We start from the raw sequence: 17,180 nt of genomic DNA, 5'->3' as shown, positions 1-17,180 counted from the left end.
CGCATGATTGAAGCCCCGGACGCGGCGATGCTGCGCGAACAGGCCGAGGCCCGGCTGCGGGCGCTGGCCGGCGACCACGCCAAGCTCCGCGAGGACCAGTGGAAGGCCATCGAGGCCCTCGTCGTCGAGCGGAGCCGGGTGCTGGTCGTGCAGCGCACCGGCTGGGGCAAGTCGGCCGTCTACTTCGTGGCCACCGCCCTGCTGCGCGAGCTCGACGAGGGGCCCACCGTCATCATCTCGCCCCTGCTCGCTCTCATGCGCAACCAGATCGCCGCCGCCGAGCGCGCCGGCATCAAGGCCGTCACCATCAACTCCGCCAACCCCGAGGCCTGGGAGGACGTCTACGCCCAGGTGGCCGAGGGTGAGATCGACGTGCTGCTGGTCAGCCCCGAGCGGCTCAACAACCCCGACTTCCGCGACAACGTGCTGCCCGAGCTGGCCGAGAGCGCCGGCCTGGTCGTCGTCGACGAGGCCCACTGCATCTCCGACTGGGGCCACGACTTCCGGCCCGACTACCGCAGGCTCGCCACCCTGTTCGAGGAGCTGCCGCCCGGCATCCCGGTGCTGGCCACCACCGCCACGGCCAATGCCCGCGTCACCCGCGACGTGGCCGAGCAGATGGGCGAGGACACCCTGGTCCTGCGCGGCGCGCTGGAGCGTGAGAGCCTCCACCTGAGTGTCGTACGGCTTCCGACGGCGGAGCAGCGGCTGGCCTGGCTGGCGCAGACGCTGCGCGAGCTGCCCGGCTCCGGCATCGTCTACACCCTGACCGTGGCCGCCGCCCACGAGATCGTCGGCTACCTGCGCGAGCAGGGCCACGAGGTGGCCGCCTACTCCGGGCAGACGGATCCGGCCGAACGGCTGGAGGCCGAGGAGGCCCTGCTCAACAACAAGATCAAGGCGCTGGTCGCCACCAGCGCCCTCGGCATGGGCTTCGACAAGCCCGACCTCGGGTTCGTCGTCCACGTAGGCGCCCCGCAGTCGCCCGTCGCCTACTACCAGCAGGTCGGCCGTGCCGGGCGCGGCGTGGAGCGGGCCGAGGTCATCCTGCTGCCGGGCACCGAGGACCGCGAGATCTGGGCCTACTTCACCTCGCTGGCCTTCCCGCCCGAGCCGGTCGTCAGGGCCGTGCTGCAGACGCTGGAGGAGCGGGGCCTGATGTCCACCCCGGCGCTGGAGACGGCCGTCGACCTGAGCCGCAACCGCCTGGAGATGATGCTCAAGGTCCTCGACGTGGACGGCGCGGTGCGCAGGGTCAAGGGCGGCTGGGAGGCGACCGGCCGGCCGTGGGACTACGACGCCGAGCGCTACTCCCGCATCGCCGGCGAGCGCAAGGCCGAGCAGGACGCCATGCTCGGCTATCTGACGACCACCGAGTGCCGCGAGGAATACCTTCGCAAGCGGCTCGACGACGAGGCCGCCAAGCCGTGCGGGCGCTGCGACAACTGCACCGGCCTGCACCGCTCGCCGCAGATCGCGGCCCCGGCCGTGGAGAGCGCCCGCGAGCGGCTGAGCAGGCCAGGCGTCGACATCGACGCCCGCAGGCAGTGGCCGACCGGGCTGTCCGACCTGTCCGGCCGGATCAAGCCCGACCTCGGCGCCGAGCAGGGCAGGGCGCTGGGCCGGCTGACCGACATCGGCTGGGGCAACCGGCTGCGAGAGCTGTTCAACGCCCCCGACGGGCCGATGCCCGACGACATGTTCAAGGCCGTGGTGCAGGTGCTGTCCGCCTGGGACTGGCGGGAGCGGCCGGTGGGCGTCGTCAGCGTGCCCTCCTCGACGCGGCCCCAGCTCGTCCGCGGTTTCGCCGAACGGCTGTCCCAGGTCGGCCGGCTCACCTACCTGGGGGAGCTCGGCTACCGCGCGGGGCCGCCCGGCCGGCAGTTCAACAGCGCCAAGCGCGTCCAGGCCGTCAGGGGGACGCTGGCCATGCCCAAGGACGTGGGCGCCGCCGTGGCCGCGTGCGGCGGGCCGGTGCTGCTCATCGACGATCGGATCGACACCGGCTGGACCATGACCCTCGCCGCCGCCCTGATCCGCCACGCGGGCGCCCCCGCGGTCCTGCCGCTGGCTCTGGCCACCACGTCCTGATCAACGACGTACGTGCACGTGAGTGGGACGGCCCGGCAGGCAGTGGGACGGCCCGGCAGTGGGACGGCCCGGCAGGCAGTGGGACGGCCCGGCAGTGGGACGGCCCGGCAGTGGGACGGCCCGGTCACGCGGCAGGGCCGTCCGGCAGCCGGGCGTCGGAGACGTCGTCCGGAAGGCCGGGCGCTAGAGGCGCGGACGCGCTCCCAGGTGCACGATCGCCTTGGACGCCAGGCTGCAGCCGGCGCCCAGGGCCTCCGCCGGAGGCTTGCCCGCCAGCCACGGCGGCAGGAAGCCGGCGCAGAAGGCGTCGCCCGCGCCCGTGCCGTCCACGATCCGGTCCACCGGCTCGGCCGGCACCCGGACCGGCTCCGGCCGGCCGTTGCCGAACCACAGCGCGCCCTCGGCGTTCATCTTGATCACGACCTGCGGGAACCACGCCGTCAGCACCTTGGCGGCGGCCTCGGGGTCGTCCCGGCCGGTCAGCACCTTGGCCTGGTCGATGTTGGCGAACAGCAGCTTGGCGCCACTGGTCCACTCAAGGAACGGCTCGGCCCCCGTACGCTCAAGAGGCGCCGAGGAGGCGCAGTCGACGGAGATCGACATCCCGGAGTGGTGGGCCATGTCGAGCGCGGCGAGGCCGGCGTCGCGGGAGCCCTCGTTGATCAGCGTGTAGCCGGAAAGGTGCAGGTGTCCGCCGCCGCCGTTGAAGAGGTCGCGCGGCAGGTCCTCCGGCAGGAGCGCGGCGTTGGCGCCGGGATCGGACAGCATGGTGCGCTCACCCTTGTGCGTGACGAGCACCACGCAGGTGCCGGTCGGCCGCTCAGGATCCATGACGAGCCTGGCGTCCACGCCATAGCCCATCAGCTCCATGTCGCGGTTACGCCCGGTGATGTCGGCGCCTCTGCGGCCGATGAAGGCCACCTCGGCGCCTTCGACCGCGAGCCACGAGGCAATGTTGGCCCCGGAGCCGCCACCATGCATGGTCACGATCGCCGGGGTGTCGCTCGCACGGGCAAGCGCATAACGGGCGCGAGCGACCGCGTCGGTCATGAGATCGCCCACCACGACGACCCGCGTCATGATGCCACCACCTTGCTGCCTTCGGATCGAGCCTGGCCACGGCAAAACTAACAGCTTCCGGGCTGCTCGTGGGGCGGACCCAGGACACCAGGCCTGAGTCGATGCACAAGCGTTGCCCAAAACGCCCCGGAATTCTTGGCATGTGGGATGCGGGTTTACGCTCGTGACTGTGGAGGCACAATATCCGGCCCACTGGGAAGCCGACGTCGTCCTGGCCGACGGGGGCACCGCCCACGTGCGTCCGATCCGGCCCGCCGACGCCGACCGCCTGCGCGCCTTCTACTCCCGCCTGTCCGACGAGTCGATCTATTTCCGGTTCTTCGGGCCGCGCCCGCGACTGTCGGACAAGGAAGTCGCGTGGTTCACCAACGTCGACTACCTCAACCGGGTCGCCCTCATCGCCACCATCGGCACCGAGATGGTCGCGGTCATCCGCTACGACCGGACCGCGCCGGGTGAGGGCGAGGTGGCCTTCCTCGTGGAGGACGCCCACCAGGGCAGGGGAGTGGCCTCGGTGCTCCTCGAACACCTGGCCGCCACCGCCCGCGAGCGGGGCATCGAGCGGTTCGTCGCCGACGTGCTGCCCGCCAACATGAAGATGATGGGCGTGCTGCGCCAGGCCGGTTACACGGCCGAGACCCGGTTCGCCGACGGTGTCGTACGCATGACACTCGACCTGACCCCCACCGAGACCGCCGCCGAGGTGACCACCGCGCGCGAGCACCGGGCCGAGGCCCGCTCGATCGCCAGGCTCCTCACCCCAGGCTCGGTCGCCGTCATCGGCGCCTCGCGCGACCCCGGCGGCGTCGGCCACACCGCGCTGCGCAACCTGCTCGCCGCCGACTTCACCGGCCCCGTCTACCCGGTGCACCGCGAGGTGCGCGCCATGGCCGGCGTGCGCGCCTACCCGAGTGTGACCGCCATCGACGACGAGGTGGACCTGGCCGTCGTCGCCGTGCCCGCCGAAGGCGTGCTCGACGTGGTCAAGGAGTGCGCCGAGAAGGGCGTGCACGGCCTGATCGTGCTCTCCTCCGGGTTCGGCGAGACGGGCCAGGAGGGCCGGGGCAGGCAGGACGAGCTGGCCCGCATCGCCCGCTCCTACGGCCTGCGCGTGGTGGGCCCCAACTGCCTCGGCATCGCCAACACCGACCCCGCCGTCAAGCTCAACGCCACCCTCGCCGCCACCGTGCCGGGCCGGGGCCGGGTGGGCTTCTTCAGCCAGTCGGGTGCCCTCGGCACCGCGCTGCTCCAGCGGGTCAAGGAGCGCGGGATGGGCATCTCGTCGTTCGTCTCCGCGGGCAACCGGGCCGACGTGTCGGGCAACGACCTGCTGCAGTACTGGGAGGAGGACGCCTCGACCGAGGTGATCCTGCTCTACCTCGAATCGCTCGGCAACCCGCGCAAGTTCACCCGGCTGGCCAGGCGCATCTCGCGGACCAAGCCGATCGTGGTGGTCAAGAGCGGTGGCACCCCGGCCGGTCACTCCGCCGAGGAGCTCGGCCTGCCCGACTCGGCGATCAGCTCCCTGTTCGAGCAGGCCGGGCTGATCCGGGTCGACGACCTCATCCAGCTCTTCGACGTCGGCCAGCTCCTGGCCTACCAGCCGCTGCCCGCCGGACCGCGCGTCGCCCTGATCACCAACTCCGACGCGCTCGGCCTGCTCGCCGCGGACGGGTGCGTCGCGGCGGGGCTGGAGCCCCGCGCTCCGATCAACCTCGGCCCGGCGGCCGGGGCCGAGGAGTTCTGTACGGCACTCGCGGGCGAGCTGGCCGCCCCCGAGGTCGACGCGGCGGTCGTCATCTACATGCCGCCCATTCCCGGCGACGCCGCAGCCGTGGCCGCCCGGCTCCTGGAGGTCTCGCACGGCTCGGCCAAGCCCGTGCTCGCCACCTTCCAGGGGCGCCTCGGCATGCACCCCTACCTGCAGACCGGCGGCCCGGTCCCGGCACGCGGCTCCATCCCTTCCTACGCCGCGCCCGAGGAGGCGGTCAGGGCGCTGGCGCTGGCGGTCCGCTACGCCACCTGGCGAGCCCGGCCCGCCCTCCCGCCGCCGGACCTCGACGACATCGACACGGACCGCGCCCGCGCCCTCGCCAACGAAGCGCTGACTCCCGCTCAGCCGTCGACGTCCTCCACCGACAGCGCTACCGGAGAGCCGTCGACGGTCGCCGCCGACACTGGCGGCGGACAGCCGTCGACTGCCGCCACCGGCCTTGATGGCGGACAGGCTCCGTCGCAGGCCGATGCTGTCGCGGACAGCACTCCGGCCCCACCCCTGGTTCCGGGCTCGCCGGGTGTGAGCGTCGCCGAGCATGCCGGGGCCTACTCCAAGGCGCCCGTCTTCGCCGAGGCGGGGCCGCCGGTGCGGGTCGACGCCGCCGAACTGCTCGCCTGCTACGGCGTCACCGTGTGGCCCGCCGAGGTGGTGCGCTCGCCCGACGAGGCGGTCGCCGCCGCCGGACGCCTCGGCTGGCCGGCGGTGCTCAAGGTGGCCGGCCCCGACGCCTCGCGCCGCGCCGGCACCGTCAGGCTCGGGCTGCCGAACGCCGAGAGCGTACGGCACGCGTACGCCGAGTTCGCCCAGCAGTTCGGCGAGGACGTGGAGCTGGCAGTCCAGCGGATGGCCCCGCAGCCCGCCGTGCCGACCGTGGTGAGCGTCATCGAGGATCCCGCGTTCGGGCCGGTCGTGTCCTTCGGGCTGGGCGAGGTGACCGCGCGCCTCCTGCTCGACCAGGGCTTCCGCCTGGCTCCCCTCACCCGCGAGGACGCCGCCGCCCTGGTGCGGTCCGTACGCGCCGCGCCGCTGCTGTTCGGTGAGTACGGTTACCCGCCGGTCGCGGTCGACGCCCTCGAGGACCTCCTGACCAGGGTGAGCCGCCTGGGCCACGACCTGCCCGAGCTGTGCAGACTCGACCTGGACCAGGTCCTGGTGGGGGAGTCCGGGGTGATAGTCCTCGACGCGCGGGCGACCCTGCGCACCCCACCCGGCCCCCGCCTCGACGGCGGCCCCCGCAGGCTGGGTTAGCCCGGCCCCCCGCTTGTCGTGGCGCGTCCCCGGGTGGGCGGACAGCCACGACGTCAGGTTTTCGTCAGGTAAAAGACGTTATAGAGCGTTATATCCGGCGGGTGGTTGCACTGTGTCGCCCTGGCAAACTGGGTCCATGAGGGAAACCCGAGTCTCAGCCGCGGGCCTGCGTGAAGCCATCGAGCGCAGCGGCTACTATCCCGACCTCGTCTCCGATGCGGTCGAATCCGCGCTGGGCAAGGAGGCCGTGACCGCGTTCGTGGTCCACCACGAGGCCACCTTCGATCCCGCAATGGAGGTGCGCAGGCACGTCACCGTCCTGGTTCTGTCCACCTCGAGGCTCCTGGTCTGCCACACCGACGAGCACCCGGCCGTGGAGGGCGTCTCCACCGCGCACGCCTCCACCACGTCGGAGGCGGTCCGGCTCAGCCGGATCCAGTCGGTGGCGGTCACCCGGGTGGTCCCCGACCCCGCCTCCTATGTTCCCGGCGTCCCTCCGACGGAGGTGACGCTCACGATCGGCTGGGGCGCCATCTCCCACGTGGACCTGGAGCCCGCGACCTGCGGCGACGAGAACTGCGAGGCCGACCACGGCTACACCGGCGCCGTCACGGCCGACGACCTCTCGCTGCGGGTCAGCGAGGCGGCCGACGGCCCGGAGGCGGTCGCCCACGTCCTGTCGTTCGCCAAGGCCCTGTCCGAAGCCACCGCCGTGCACTGAGGTCCCGTCCCACCGATCGGAGGACCGCCTGCCCGGCCGGGCGGAGGGAACGTACGACCTGGGTGGGTTCGTGCTCATGGCCGGGGCGGGGGCGGGCCGATAGGATCGGGCCATGGAGATCGGACCGCTGGTGCCCGCGTACGACGGGGCGGCGCTGCCCGATCTCGCCCGCTCCCTGCTCGCGGCGCTGGGCCTGGACGAGCCCAATCCGCTGGCCATCGCGCCCGCCGCCCGCACCTGCCTGTTCATCGTGGACGGGCTCGGCGCGGAGCTGCTGCGCGCGCACGCCGACACCGCGCCGTTCCTGGCCGCCATCGCCGGCCGGACGCTGAGTGCCGGGTTCCCCGCGACCACCGTCACGAGCCTGTGCTCGCTCGGCACCGGCCTGTCGCCGGGGGAGCACGGGATGATGGGCCTGATGCTCGCCGTGCCCGGCGCCGGGCGGCTGTTCAACTGCCTGCGCTGGACCGGGATGGCGATGGACCCGCTGGAGTGGCAGCCGAGCGCGACGGTCTACGAGCGGGCCGCGGCGGCGGGGATCGAGCCCGTCTACGTCGCGCCCGCCGCCTACGAGGGCACCGGGCTGACCGAGGCCGTCTATCGCGGGGTCCGTTATGTGGGGGCCGAGACGGTGGACGAGCGGGTGGCGCGGACACTCGCCGAGCTGGCGCGCCCGCGAGCCCACGTCACCGTCTACTACGGCGATCTCGACGCCACCGGTCACATGACGGGCTGGGGCAGCCCGGAGTGGCTGGCGCAGCTGGCGATCGTCGACGCCATGGCCGAGCGGCTGGCCGAGGGCCTGCCGCCGGGCACCGCGCTGTTCGTGACGGCCGACCACGGGATGGTCAACGCGCTCGACAAGCTCGACGCCGAGGCGACGCCCGAGCTGACGCGCGGGGTCGCCATGCTGGGCGGCGAGGCCAGGGCCAGGCATGTCTACGCTCAGCCGGGCGCCGCCGTGGAGGTGTTCGACGCCTGGGGCGAGATGCTGCGCGGCCGCGCCTGGGTGGTCTCCCGGCAGGAGGCGGTCGAGTCCGGCTGGTTCGGGCCGCGGGTGCGCGCCGACTGGCTGGGCCGCATCGGCGACGTCATCGCTGTCCCCTACACCAATCTGGCCATCGTCGCCCCGGCCGCGCATCCGATCGAGGCCCTGTTCACCGGCTACCACGGCTCGATGACCGTGGCCGAGCAGCACGTGCCACTTCTGGAGGTATCCACCCGATGAGCCCGCTGATCATCCCGGACGACCTGGCCGCGCTCGACGACGCGAGCGTGCTCGACGTGCGCTGGCGGCTCGGCGGGCCGCCCGGCGTCGGCATGTACCGGGAGGGGCACCTGCCCGACGCCGTCTTCTGCGACCTCGATGCCGACCTGACGGCGGCGCCCGGAGCGGCCGGCCGCCATCCCCTGCCCGACGCGGCCGCGTTCGAGCAGGCGATGCGACGGCTGGGCGTGTCCGGCGGGCGGCCGGTGGTGGTCTACGACGACTCGGGCGCGATGGCCGCCGCGCGCGCCTGGTGGCTGCTGCGCTACTACGGGCATCAGGACGTACGGGTCCTCGACGGCGGCCTGGGAGCCTGGATCGCCGCCGGCCTGCCCGTCACCAAGGAGGAGCCCGAGGTCGCCTCCGGTGACTTCACCGCCGTCCCGGGCGGGATGCCGATGCTCGACGCGGACGGGGCGGCGGCGCTGGCCGTGTCCGGCGTGCTCCTCGACGCCCGCGCCGAGGAGCGCTACCGCGGCGAGGTGGAGCCGATCGACCCGGTGGCCGGCCACATCCCGGGCGCGGTCAGCGCGCCCACCACCGCCAACGTCGGCAGCGACGGCAGGTTCCTGGCCCCGGAGACGCTGCGGGCCCGCTTCACCGAGCTCGGAGTGGGCGAGGGCGTCCCGGCCGGCGCCTACTGCGGATCCGGCGTGACGGCCGCCCACGAGGTGCTCGCCCTGGAGGTGGCGGGCCGGCCGGCCGCCCTCTACGTGGGCTCGTGGTCCAACTGGGTCGCCGACCCCTCCAGGCCGGTCGCCACCGGCTGATCGCCCGCGCCGAAACAGACGAACCCCAGCACCCCGGTCTTGGCCGAGGCGTCCGCCAGCGCCGTGGCCGGGGGGTGGCCCGCCGCGAGCAGCTCGTGGAAGCGGGTCATCAGCGCCAGCGCGTCCTCGTCGCGCACCGGCACCAGCCCGGCGACCACGCATGCCGCGCCCCGCGCCAGGAACGTGCCGGCCAGCCCGAGCGGCGCGCCGTCGGTGGGCGTGCGGGCCATCCCGGAGTCGCACGACGACAGCACGACGAGCCGGGCAGCCTGTGACATGCCCAGCAGGTCGTAGGCCATGAGCGGGCCGTCGTCCAGCGTGATGCTCGACAGCAGCGGGCTGCGCGCGTGGAACACCCCGTGGGCCGCCAGGTGCAGCACGTCGGCGGACTCCAGCGCGGCCAGCACCGGGCCGGTCCGCGCCGGCACCTCACGCGCGTGAGGATGGCAGGCGAGCACCCGCTCGACCTCCTCGCGGGCGTGCGCCAGCCCCGGCCCGACCGCCGCGATCACCGTGGTCGGCTCTGTGACGGGCGCCCGGCGGGTGGCGCCGAGCCAGGCGGCGGCGCTCGCGGCCACGCTCACCGGACGCTCGCGCAGGGCGGGCAGCGTGGCCCAGGGCAGCGTGTGCAGCACCCCGGTGGGCACCAGCACCAGCGGCCGGTCCCCGATCTCGGCGTCGATCGGCCGCAGCAGCAGCCGCTCCAACTCGGCAGCGGGCTCGGCCGTATGACGCACACTGATCGGCCGCCCGTCGTCCTCGGCGGTGGGATGCCCGGCGGCTTCGCTGCCGGTGGGACGCTCTGCGGTCTCGCCGGCCGGTCGCTCGGTGAGGAAGCCGTCTCGGAGGGTGGATCGGCGGAGTGAGTAGCGCAGGCGGATGAGGGCCTCGGTCACCGGCAGCAGGGCGCCGAGCCGCCGCAGCGTCACCCGCTCGCCGGTGACCACGACCGCGACCAGCGACTCCCCGTCGGGGACGAACTCCACCAGGGCCGCCCGGCCCAGCGCGGCCCGTACCTGGTCGAGGACCGCGGGGGAGCAGGCGTGCGCGGGAACGGCCACCGCCCGCCAGCGTTCGGCCCACTCGAACACCTCCTCGGCGCCCCCGTCACGCACCGCGAGCCGCAGCCCGAACGCCGCCAGCCGCTCACCCGCCCTGACGGCGTGCGCGCGCAGCGACGGGTCGTCGAAGGCGTCGGCTCGGTCACCCACCTCGGCCAGCCCCTCGCGAACCGCCCGGAACGCCGCAGGGACGTCCTCCTGCAGCGCCGCCTCCAGTGCGAGCGCGTGCTGGCGTACGGGAGCCGGCACCTGCGAGGCCTGGGCCAGGCGGCTGGTGTCCGAGTCGGAGAGCAGGGGCGTCAGCCGGGTGCCCGCGGGCGTCCAGCGCTCGCACCGCCTGGCGTGCGCCGTGAGCCGGGCGAGCTGGGCCGACGCGGCCGGATGGTCGTCGACGGCCAGCGCGATCTCGGCCGCCACCAGCCGCAGCGCGGCGGCCTCCGCCAGGTGGGCGGTGTCCTTCTCCAGCTCGGTCGCGCACGTGACCAGCTCGGCCAGCAGGGCGGACGTCGGCGGCTCCAGGGCCAGCCTGGCCCGCAGTACGACCTCATGGGCCAGGGGCAGCCATGTCCGCCGATCCTGCGCCGACAGCTCCCGCATGGCTCGCTCGGCCACCGCCATCGCCTCGTGCGGGTCACCGGTCAGCAACTCCACCTGGGCCAGCTTCAGCCGCGCTTCCGCCAGCGCCACGTGCGCACCGGTTCTCTCCAGATCGGGCACGGCCAGGCTGAGCAGGGCCCGGGCCTCGCCGGGCAGGTGGGCGGCCAGCAGCGCGGCGGCGAAGTCGGCGCGCATCGTGGCCAGCCGCTCAGGAAAGCCGAACAGGGTGTCCTCGGCCGCGCGGTAGTGGGTGAAGGCGCCGCCGACGTCGCCGCGCCGTACCGCGAGAAAGGGCAGGTTGGCGGCGGCCAGGCGGGTCAGGTGGCGGAGCCCGGCGTGCCGGGCGATCTCCTGGCAGGTGCTGATGTCGCGCATGGCGTCGTCCCAGTCGCCCCGGTAGGCGTGCACCAGGCCCCGGTTGAGCAGGCCGCCGGCCAGGAACCGGCGGTCGTCGACGGTGCCGGGGGCGGCGGCCAGGGCCTGCAGCGCCCGGTCGCAGGAGGCGATGGCCTCCTGATAGCGGCCCAGGTGGGCCAGGGCGACGGCCCGCTGCGTGTCGAGCTTGGCCCGGTCGAGCGGCGACAGGTAGGCCCAGGCCAGGGCGGCGACCCGGAGCGCCTGCAGGGGATGGCCGCGCTCGGTCCGTACCGTCACCAGCGAGAGTCTGGCCTGGGCGCGCCGCTCGGCGGGCGCGCCCACGGTGTGGACGGCCTGCCGGAGATACTCCTCCGCGCCCGGCAGATCGCCGAGCTCACGCGCCGCCAGCGCCATGGCCCGCAGCGCGACGACCTCCGCCTCGGCGGATCCGGCCGCCACGGCCGCCTTGAGGATGGTACGGCCCGCGTCGAGGGCCTGCCCGGGATCCACCACCGACCGCAGCACGGCCATCTCCGCGGCCCGCACGAGCAGGGCGGTGTCCGGGGAACGGCCGGGCGGTTGATGTCTCACCGGTGTCGCCATGTGTGCCTCGGTTTTGCTGGTGCGGCGGGCAGGCGCGGCCCGGCCGGGTCTCTCACGGGCGGACGCGCACCCACCTGGTCTGGACGGGCTCCTGGCCGGGGCGGTGGCAGACCACGCTGAGCCAGCCCGGTGGCAGGCCGGTGGCCGCGAACTGACCGCTGCCGGCCAGGCTCCTGGTGAGCGTCAGATGAGGGGTGCGGACCTCGACGTGGCTGCCCTCGCAGGGAGCCGGGAACACCTGACCGACCACGTCGATGAGCCCGTCGCCCACGGTCACCTCCAGGTCGAAGGTGAGCCCGGCGGCGACGAACCGGACCGACTGCGGGGCGTCCGTCCCGCGCACGCCGCGAGCCGTGGCGCCCTCGGCGGGCATGGCGGTCACCGCCCGGGGCACCCGCAGCTCGAAGACGTCACGCGCCGCGGCGGACACATGGCCCGGGATCGGATCGTTGCCGGAGGCGAGCCTGAGGGCCGCCAGAAAGTATTCGTCGTTGATCATTGCACCGTCTCCTGTAGTGAGATCAGGGTGCGCAGTTTTTCCAGGCACCGGGCCCTGGTCGGGCCGACGCTACCGACAGGGACACCCAGCCGCGTCGCCATCTGGCGGCTGCCGAGGTCGGTCGCGACGAGGTGGAGCAGGGTGCGGCACGGCTCCTGCAGGGCGGAGACCGTCTGCCAGAGCAGGCGGTTGCCGTCGGCCTCCAGCACGGCGGACGCCGGGTCGGGGGCGTCGGCCGGCTCGAAGCCGAGGCCGAGCGGCGTCTTGCGCAGCAGCAGGAGCGCTTCGCGCCGGGCGGTCGTCGCGAGCCAGGCGCCGACCAGGGCCGGCTCCCTGATGCTGTGGAGATGCTCCAGCAGGCGCAGCCAGGCGCCCTGGACCGCGTCCGCCGCGTCGGCCTCGCCCAGCCCGCACGCGCGGGTGACCGCCCACATGCGCGGGCCGAACCTGGACTCGAGCTCGTCCCAGGCCCGCTGGTCGCCGTCGGCCGCGGCTGAGAGCAGCTCCGCTGGATCGCGTGGGTCCTGCATTACGGCCTCCTTTCCGACCCGCACGGAGAGGCGAATCTGCCTCCCCGTGATCGTCCGAGGACTGAGCGTAAACTCTACAGAATCGAGGGGACGAGAACTCCCAGATCGGGAATTTGCCGGGTTTCCCGGGGGTCGAGCACCCGCAGCGCCGCCTCTTTGACCGGCAGGTCCCGGGCGGCGTCGGCGATGGCCCCGGCGACGATGGCCGTGGCGAACGACGTGCCGCTCCAGGAGGCGTAGCCGGCGAACTCGCCCCGCTCCAGGAAGCTGCTCGACAGCCATTCGCCGCGCGCGCAGGCGTCCACCCACGAGCCGTGGGCCGAGAACGGCGCGCGGCGCTCCAGCGTGTGGTCCACGGCGCCCACCGCGATCGTGCCGGCCAGCGCGGCGGGATAGAAGGGCCGCTCCGAGGCCGTGTTGCCGGCGCACGCGACGGCCACCGTGTCCTGCAGCTCGGCGAGCGCGTCGGCCAGCAGGGGCGGCGGCCTGTCGTCGAAGGTGTGGCCGCCGAAGGACAGGTTGAGCACCTGTGGCGGCCGGTCGCGCATCCGGTGCAGCGCCCGGACCACGGTGGCCTCGTCGCCCACCCCGTCGCCGTTGAGCACCCGGCTCACCTGCAGCCACGCGCCGGGCGCCCCGCGCGTCAGCAGGCCCGCCAGGAACGTGCCGTGCCCGGCCTGCGAGCCCTCGGTCGCGTCGGCGCCCTCGGCGCCCATCCGGGCGTACCAGTCGCTGTCGGCCCACCATCGGTGCGCGGCCACGCCGGTGTCGACCAGCCCCACCACCACCTGGGACCTGGCCCTGCCCGGCCGGTAGGTGACCGGCGGGCAGGGGAAGGGCCTGGTGGCCGGGCCGCCGAAGAACAGGGGCTGCCCGACGAGGACGTGATTGGGCGAGGCCCGGAAACCGTGCTCGCGCAGATCCCTGGTGAGCTCGCACGGGTCCACCCCGGACGTCAGGTGGATGACGCAGACCCCGTCGGCCTCCGAGACCGCCTGGGTCCAGCGTGCGGCGGCCGACAGCGCGCTGCGATCCGTCAGGATCTGGCCTGGGCGGATGAGCGCCTCGCCGACTGGTTCGATGTCCATGAGCGGGTATCTTTCCCAGCTTGCCCAGCTGTCACATGCCACACGCGCACCAACTTGGTATGGCCCCCCTCTGGTGTCCGATTACAACCGACGGTAGTCTCTCCCTAGTCACTTGTGATCATCCCAGGACGAGGCCGTTGGGGAAGGCGCACCTCGTACCGAATCGGGAGGTCCGGTGTCTGCTCGTGGCGTGCTGTACGTCCACTCGGCTCAGCCCGCGCTGTGCCCTCATATCGAATGGGCGGTCGCGGGCGTCCTAGGCGTGCCCGTGGACCTGACCTGGACCCCGCAACCCGCGGCACCCAACGTGGTGCGGGCGCAGGCGGAGTGGGAAGGTCGCGCGGGCATCGCGGCGGCCATCGCCTCCTCCCTGATGGGGTGGCAGCGCATCAGGTTCGAGATCACCGAGGACGCCTCGCCGGGTGTCGACGGCTCCCGGCATGCCTACACGCCGACGCTCGGCGCCTTCAGCGCGGTCATCGGCGCCGCCGGCGACATCCTGATCCCCGAGGACCGGCTGCGCGCCGTGATGCTGACGGCTGCCCAGGGGCGCTCCGTGCTGGAGGACGAGCTGGACAAACTGCTCGGCAAGCAGTGGGACGAGGAGCTGGAGCCGTTCCGCTACGCGGGCGACGGCGCTCCCGTGCGCTGGCTGCACGCCGCCGTCTGAGGTGCGCCCCTCGACCGCGACCACCCGAGCCCGCCCATGCGAAGACCCGGGCAGCCCCCTACGAGGACCCGTACGAAGATCCGAGGCCATACCGAAGGGCCCCGCACCTCTTACCGGTGCGGGGCCCTTCGTGTCACTGGATCACAGCGGGATGTTCCCGTGCGCGCCCCTGGCAGGAGTGGCCTGGGCGAGGACCTTGGCGATCGCGCCGCGGGACTCCTCCGGCTTGATGACCTCGTCGATCACGCCCAGCTCCTGCGCGCGGGTGAGCCCGCCCGCGAGCTTCTCGTGCTCCCGGGCGAGCCGCTGCTCCAGCTCGGCCCGCTCCTCCTCGGGAGCGGCGGCCAGCTCCCTGCGCTTGAGCACGCGCACCGCGGCGACCGCGCCCATGACCGCGATCTCGGCGGTCGGCCAGGCGAACACCTTGGTGGCGCCCAGGGCGCGGGAGTTCATGGCGACGTAGGCGCCGCCGTAGGCCTTACGGGTGACCAGCGTGACGCGCGGCACCGACGCCTCGGCGAACGCGTGCAGCAGCTTGGCTCCCCGCCGGACCACGCCGTCGTGCTCCTGGCCGACGCCGGGCAGATAACCCGGCACGTCCACGAGGACAACCAATGGGACTCCGAAAGCGTCACACATACGGACGAAGCGAGCGGCTTTCTCGGCGGACGTGGCGTCGAGGCAGCCGCCGAGCCGCATCGGGTTGTTGGCGATCACGCCGACCGTCCGGCCACCGAGGCGGCCCAGCGACGTGACGATGTTGGGCGCCCATTTGGGGTGCAGCTCGATGCCCGGCTCGTCCAGCAGGCCGTTGACGAGCGGCTTGACGTCGTAGGCACGCCGCGCCGACTCCGGCAGCAGCGTGGAGAAGTCCACCTCGTCCACGGCGGAAGCGCGCACCCGGCCCTGGTGGCCCAGCAGCACCGCGAGCCGGCGGGCCCGCAGCAGCGCGTCGGCCTCCGTCTCGGCGACGATGTGCACGACGCCGCTGCGCTTGCTGTGCGGCTCGGGGCCGCCCAGCGCGGCGCTGGTGACGTCCTCGCCCGTGACGCTGCGTACGACGTCGGGGCCGGTGACGAAGATGCGGCCGGAGTCGGCGAGGATCACCAGATCGGTCAGCGCCGGGCCGTAGGCGGCGCCACCGGCGGCGGCGCCGACGACCACGGAGATCTGCGGCACCACCCCCGACGCCTTGGTCATGGCGGCGAAGACCCGGCCGACGGCGTGCAGCGACTCGACGCCTTCGGCGAGTCGCGCACCGCCGGAGTGCCAGATCCCGAGGATCGGCACCCGTTCGCGGACGGCCACGTCATAGGCGTGCACGATGTGCTCGCAGCCCTCGCTGCCCATCGCGCCGCCCTGGAAACGGGCGTCACTGCTGAACGCGACGACGGGGACACCCTCGACGCGGCCCATCGCGGCGAGCACGCCGCTCTTGTCCTCAGAGGTGATCAGCCGCAGCGAGCCCTCGTCGAGCAGCGCGGCCAGGCGTACGGCCGGGTCCCGGGGATCGGCAGGCTCCGGATCGGAGCCCTCCTTCGGTGCTCGGTCGTCGAGCACGGTCATTAGGCCCCCTGGAACACGACGGTCACGTTGTGGCCGCCGAAGCCGAAGGAGTTGTTGACGGCGGCGATGTCACCTTCGGGCAGCGCCCGGTTCGCGCCGTGCACGAGATCCACCTCGATGCCGTCGTCGACGTTGCTGAGGTTGATGGTGGCGGGGACGATGCGCTCCTGGAGCGACTTGACGGTGAAGACGGACTCGATGCCACCCGCGCCGCCCAGGAGGTGGCCGGTCATGGACTTGGTCGAGGTCACCAGCGGGTGGGTGCCGATGGCCTTGGCCACGGCCTGCACCTCGATGACGTCGCCGGCGGGGGTGGAGGTGGCGTGCGCGTTGACGTGCTTGACGTCCCGGCCGGTGAGCCCGGCGTCGGTGAGCGCGTGCGTCATCGCCATGCTGATGCCCCGGCCCTCGGGCTCGGGGTTGGTGATGTGGAAGCCGTCGGACGAGTAGCCGACACCACAGGCGTAGGCGTAGATCCGCGCGCCGCGGGCCTTTGCGTACTCCTCGGACTCCAGCACCAGGATGCCGGCGCCCTCGCCGAGCACGAACCCGTCACGGTCGCGGTCCCACGGCCGCGAGGCGCCCTGCGGGTCGTCGTTGCGGGTGGACATGGCACGGGCGGCGGCGAAGGCCGCGACGTTGAGGCCGTGGATGGCGGCCTCGGTGCCGCCGGCGACGACCACGTCGGCCCGGCCGGCCCTGATCATGTCCATCGCGTAGCCGATGGCCTCTGCTCCGGAGGCGCAGGCGGACACCGTGGCGTGCACCCCCGCCTGGGCGCCCCTGTCGAGGCCGATCCAGGCGGCGGGGCCGTTGGGCATGAGCATCGGCACCGTGAAGGGCGACAGCCGGTTCCAGCCGCGCTCCTTGTAGGTGTCGTAGGCGGACAGGGTGGTGTTGATGCCGCCGATGCCGCTGGACACGACGACGCCCAGCCGCTCCGGCGCCACCTCGGGCGCACCCGCGTCCTGCCACGCCTCACGCGCGGCGACCATGGCGAACTGCTCGCTGCGGTCGAGGCGTCGTGCCTCGGGCCGCGGCAGCACCTCGGCAGGGTCGACCGCGGCCGTCCCCGCGAACGTCACGGGGACGGTGTCGATCCAGTCCTCGGTGAGGGCCCTGACACCCGACTGACCGGCGAGGAGCGCCGACCAGGATGAGTTGACGTCTCCACCGACGGGCGTCGTCGCGCCGAGCCCGGTGACGACGACACGTACCCGGTTTGCACTCACGTTTCGCACTCCTTGTCGATCAG

The 17,180-nt window shown here is 73.4% G+C and carries 13 protein-coding genes; 6 read left to right on the top strand and 7 right to left on the bottom strand.

The window, feature by feature from the left end; genetic code table 11:
- Positions 1-3 precede the first annotated feature (3 nt).
- Positions 4-2,091: a RecQ family ATP-dependent DNA helicase gene (locus ACIBQX_RS11990; RefSeq protein ID WP_397003366.1), complete on the top strand. Its 2,088-nt coding sequence runs from the start codon at positions 4-6 to the stop codon at positions 2,089-2,091.
- A gap of 183 nt (positions 2,092-2,274) precedes the next feature.
- Here ACIBQX_RS11990 and ACIBQX_RS11985 read toward each other — a convergent pair whose 3' ends face one another.
- The gene (locus ACIBQX_RS11985; protein ID WP_397003364.1) at positions 2,275-3,171 is read right to left on the bottom strand and encodes a carbohydrate kinase family protein; all 897 of its coding nucleotides are present in this window, start codon (positions 3,169-3,171) and stop codon (positions 2,275-2,277) included.
- Between the two features lie 169 nt (positions 3,172-3,340).
- Between ACIBQX_RS11985 and ACIBQX_RS11980 the strand changes: the two genes are divergently transcribed.
- From ACIBQX_RS11980 to ACIBQX_RS11965, 4 genes are all read left to right on the top strand, one after another.
- Entirely contained in the window at positions 3,341-6,196 is a 2,856-nt protein-coding gene (locus ACIBQX_RS11980; protein ID WP_397003362.1) for a GNAT family N-acetyltransferase, read from the top strand.
- 136 nt (positions 6,197-6,332) lie between these two features.
- The gene (locus ACIBQX_RS11975) at positions 6,333-6,917 is read left to right on the top strand and encodes a DUF5998 family protein (protein WP_397003360.1); all 585 of its coding nucleotides are present in this window, start codon (positions 6,333-6,335) and stop codon (positions 6,915-6,917) included.
- Positions 6,918-7,029: 112 nt separating this feature from the next.
- Positions 7,030-8,145, top strand: a complete 1,116-nt coding sequence (locus tag ACIBQX_RS11970) for an alkaline phosphatase family protein (protein ID WP_397003358.1) — start codon at positions 7,030-7,032, stop codon at positions 8,143-8,145.
- Positions 8,142-8,954 carry a sulfurtransferase gene (locus tag ACIBQX_RS11965; protein WP_397003356.1) on the top strand — a complete coding sequence of 271 codons (813 nt, stop codon included), beginning with the start codon at positions 8,142-8,144 and terminating at the stop codon, positions 8,952-8,954. Before ACIBQX_RS11970 ends, ACIBQX_RS11965 begins: the two co-directional genes overlap by 4 nt.
- On the opposite strand, the gene ACIBQX_RS11960 is transcribed toward ACIBQX_RS11965, so the two are convergent.
- The 4 genes from ACIBQX_RS11960 to ACIBQX_RS11945 all read right to left on the bottom strand — a co-directional run bounded on the left by ACIBQX_RS11960 (position 8,894) and on the right by ACIBQX_RS11945 (position 13,689).
- Positions 8,894-11,560: a CHAT domain-containing protein gene (locus ACIBQX_RS11960; protein WP_397003354.1), complete on the bottom strand. Its 2,667-nt coding sequence runs from the start codon at positions 11,558-11,560 to the stop codon at positions 8,894-8,896. The two genes, ACIBQX_RS11965 and ACIBQX_RS11960, sit on opposite strands and share 61 nt — an antisense overlap.
- A 64-nt stretch (positions 11,561-11,624) precedes the next feature.
- Positions 11,625-12,071, bottom strand: a complete 447-nt coding sequence (locus tag ACIBQX_RS11955; RefSeq protein ID WP_397003352.1) for a hypothetical protein — start codon at positions 12,069-12,071, stop codon at positions 11,625-11,627.
- The gene (locus ACIBQX_RS11950; protein WP_397003350.1) at positions 12,068-12,601 is read right to left on the bottom strand and encodes an RNA polymerase sigma factor; all 534 of its coding nucleotides are present in this window, start codon (positions 12,599-12,601) and stop codon (positions 12,068-12,070) included. The genes ACIBQX_RS11955 and ACIBQX_RS11950 overlap by 4 nt, the downstream gene beginning before the upstream one ends.
- Before the next feature lie 74 nt (positions 12,602-12,675).
- The gene (locus ACIBQX_RS11945; RefSeq protein ID WP_397003348.1) at positions 12,676-13,689 is read right to left on the bottom strand and encodes a S8 family peptidase; all 1,014 of its coding nucleotides are present in this window, start codon (positions 13,687-13,689) and stop codon (positions 12,676-12,678) included.
- 175 nt (positions 13,690-13,864) lie between these two features.
- Here ACIBQX_RS11945 and ACIBQX_RS11940 point away from each other — a divergent pair, with 175 nt between their 5' ends.
- Positions 13,865-14,359, top strand: a complete 495-nt coding sequence (locus ACIBQX_RS11940) for a DUF3145 domain-containing protein (protein WP_397003346.1) — start codon at positions 13,865-13,867, stop codon at positions 14,357-14,359.
- Positions 14,360-14,500: 141 nt separating this feature from the next.
- Here ACIBQX_RS11940 and ACIBQX_RS11935 read toward each other — a convergent pair whose 3' ends face one another.
- On the bottom strand, positions 14,501-15,925 hold the full coding sequence (locus ACIBQX_RS11935; protein ID WP_397003344.1) for an acyl-CoA carboxylase subunit beta: 1,425 nt from the start codon (positions 15,923-15,925) through the stop codon (positions 14,501-14,503).
- A complete protein-coding gene (gene fabF / locus ACIBQX_RS11930; protein ID WP_397003342.1) occupies positions 15,925-17,157 on the bottom strand; it encodes a beta-ketoacyl-ACP synthase II in 1,233 nt (410 codons plus the stop codon). Before fabF ends, ACIBQX_RS11935 begins: the two co-directional genes overlap by 1 nt.
- Between the last annotated feature and the right edge of the window lie 23 nt (positions 17,158-17,180).

This window comes from Nonomuraea sp. NPDC049714, assembly GCF_044465295.1.
Lineage (GTDB): Bacteria > Actinomycetota > Actinomycetes > Streptosporangiales > Streptosporangiaceae > Nonomuraea.
This window is presented reverse-complemented; position numbering and strand designations above follow the sequence as displayed.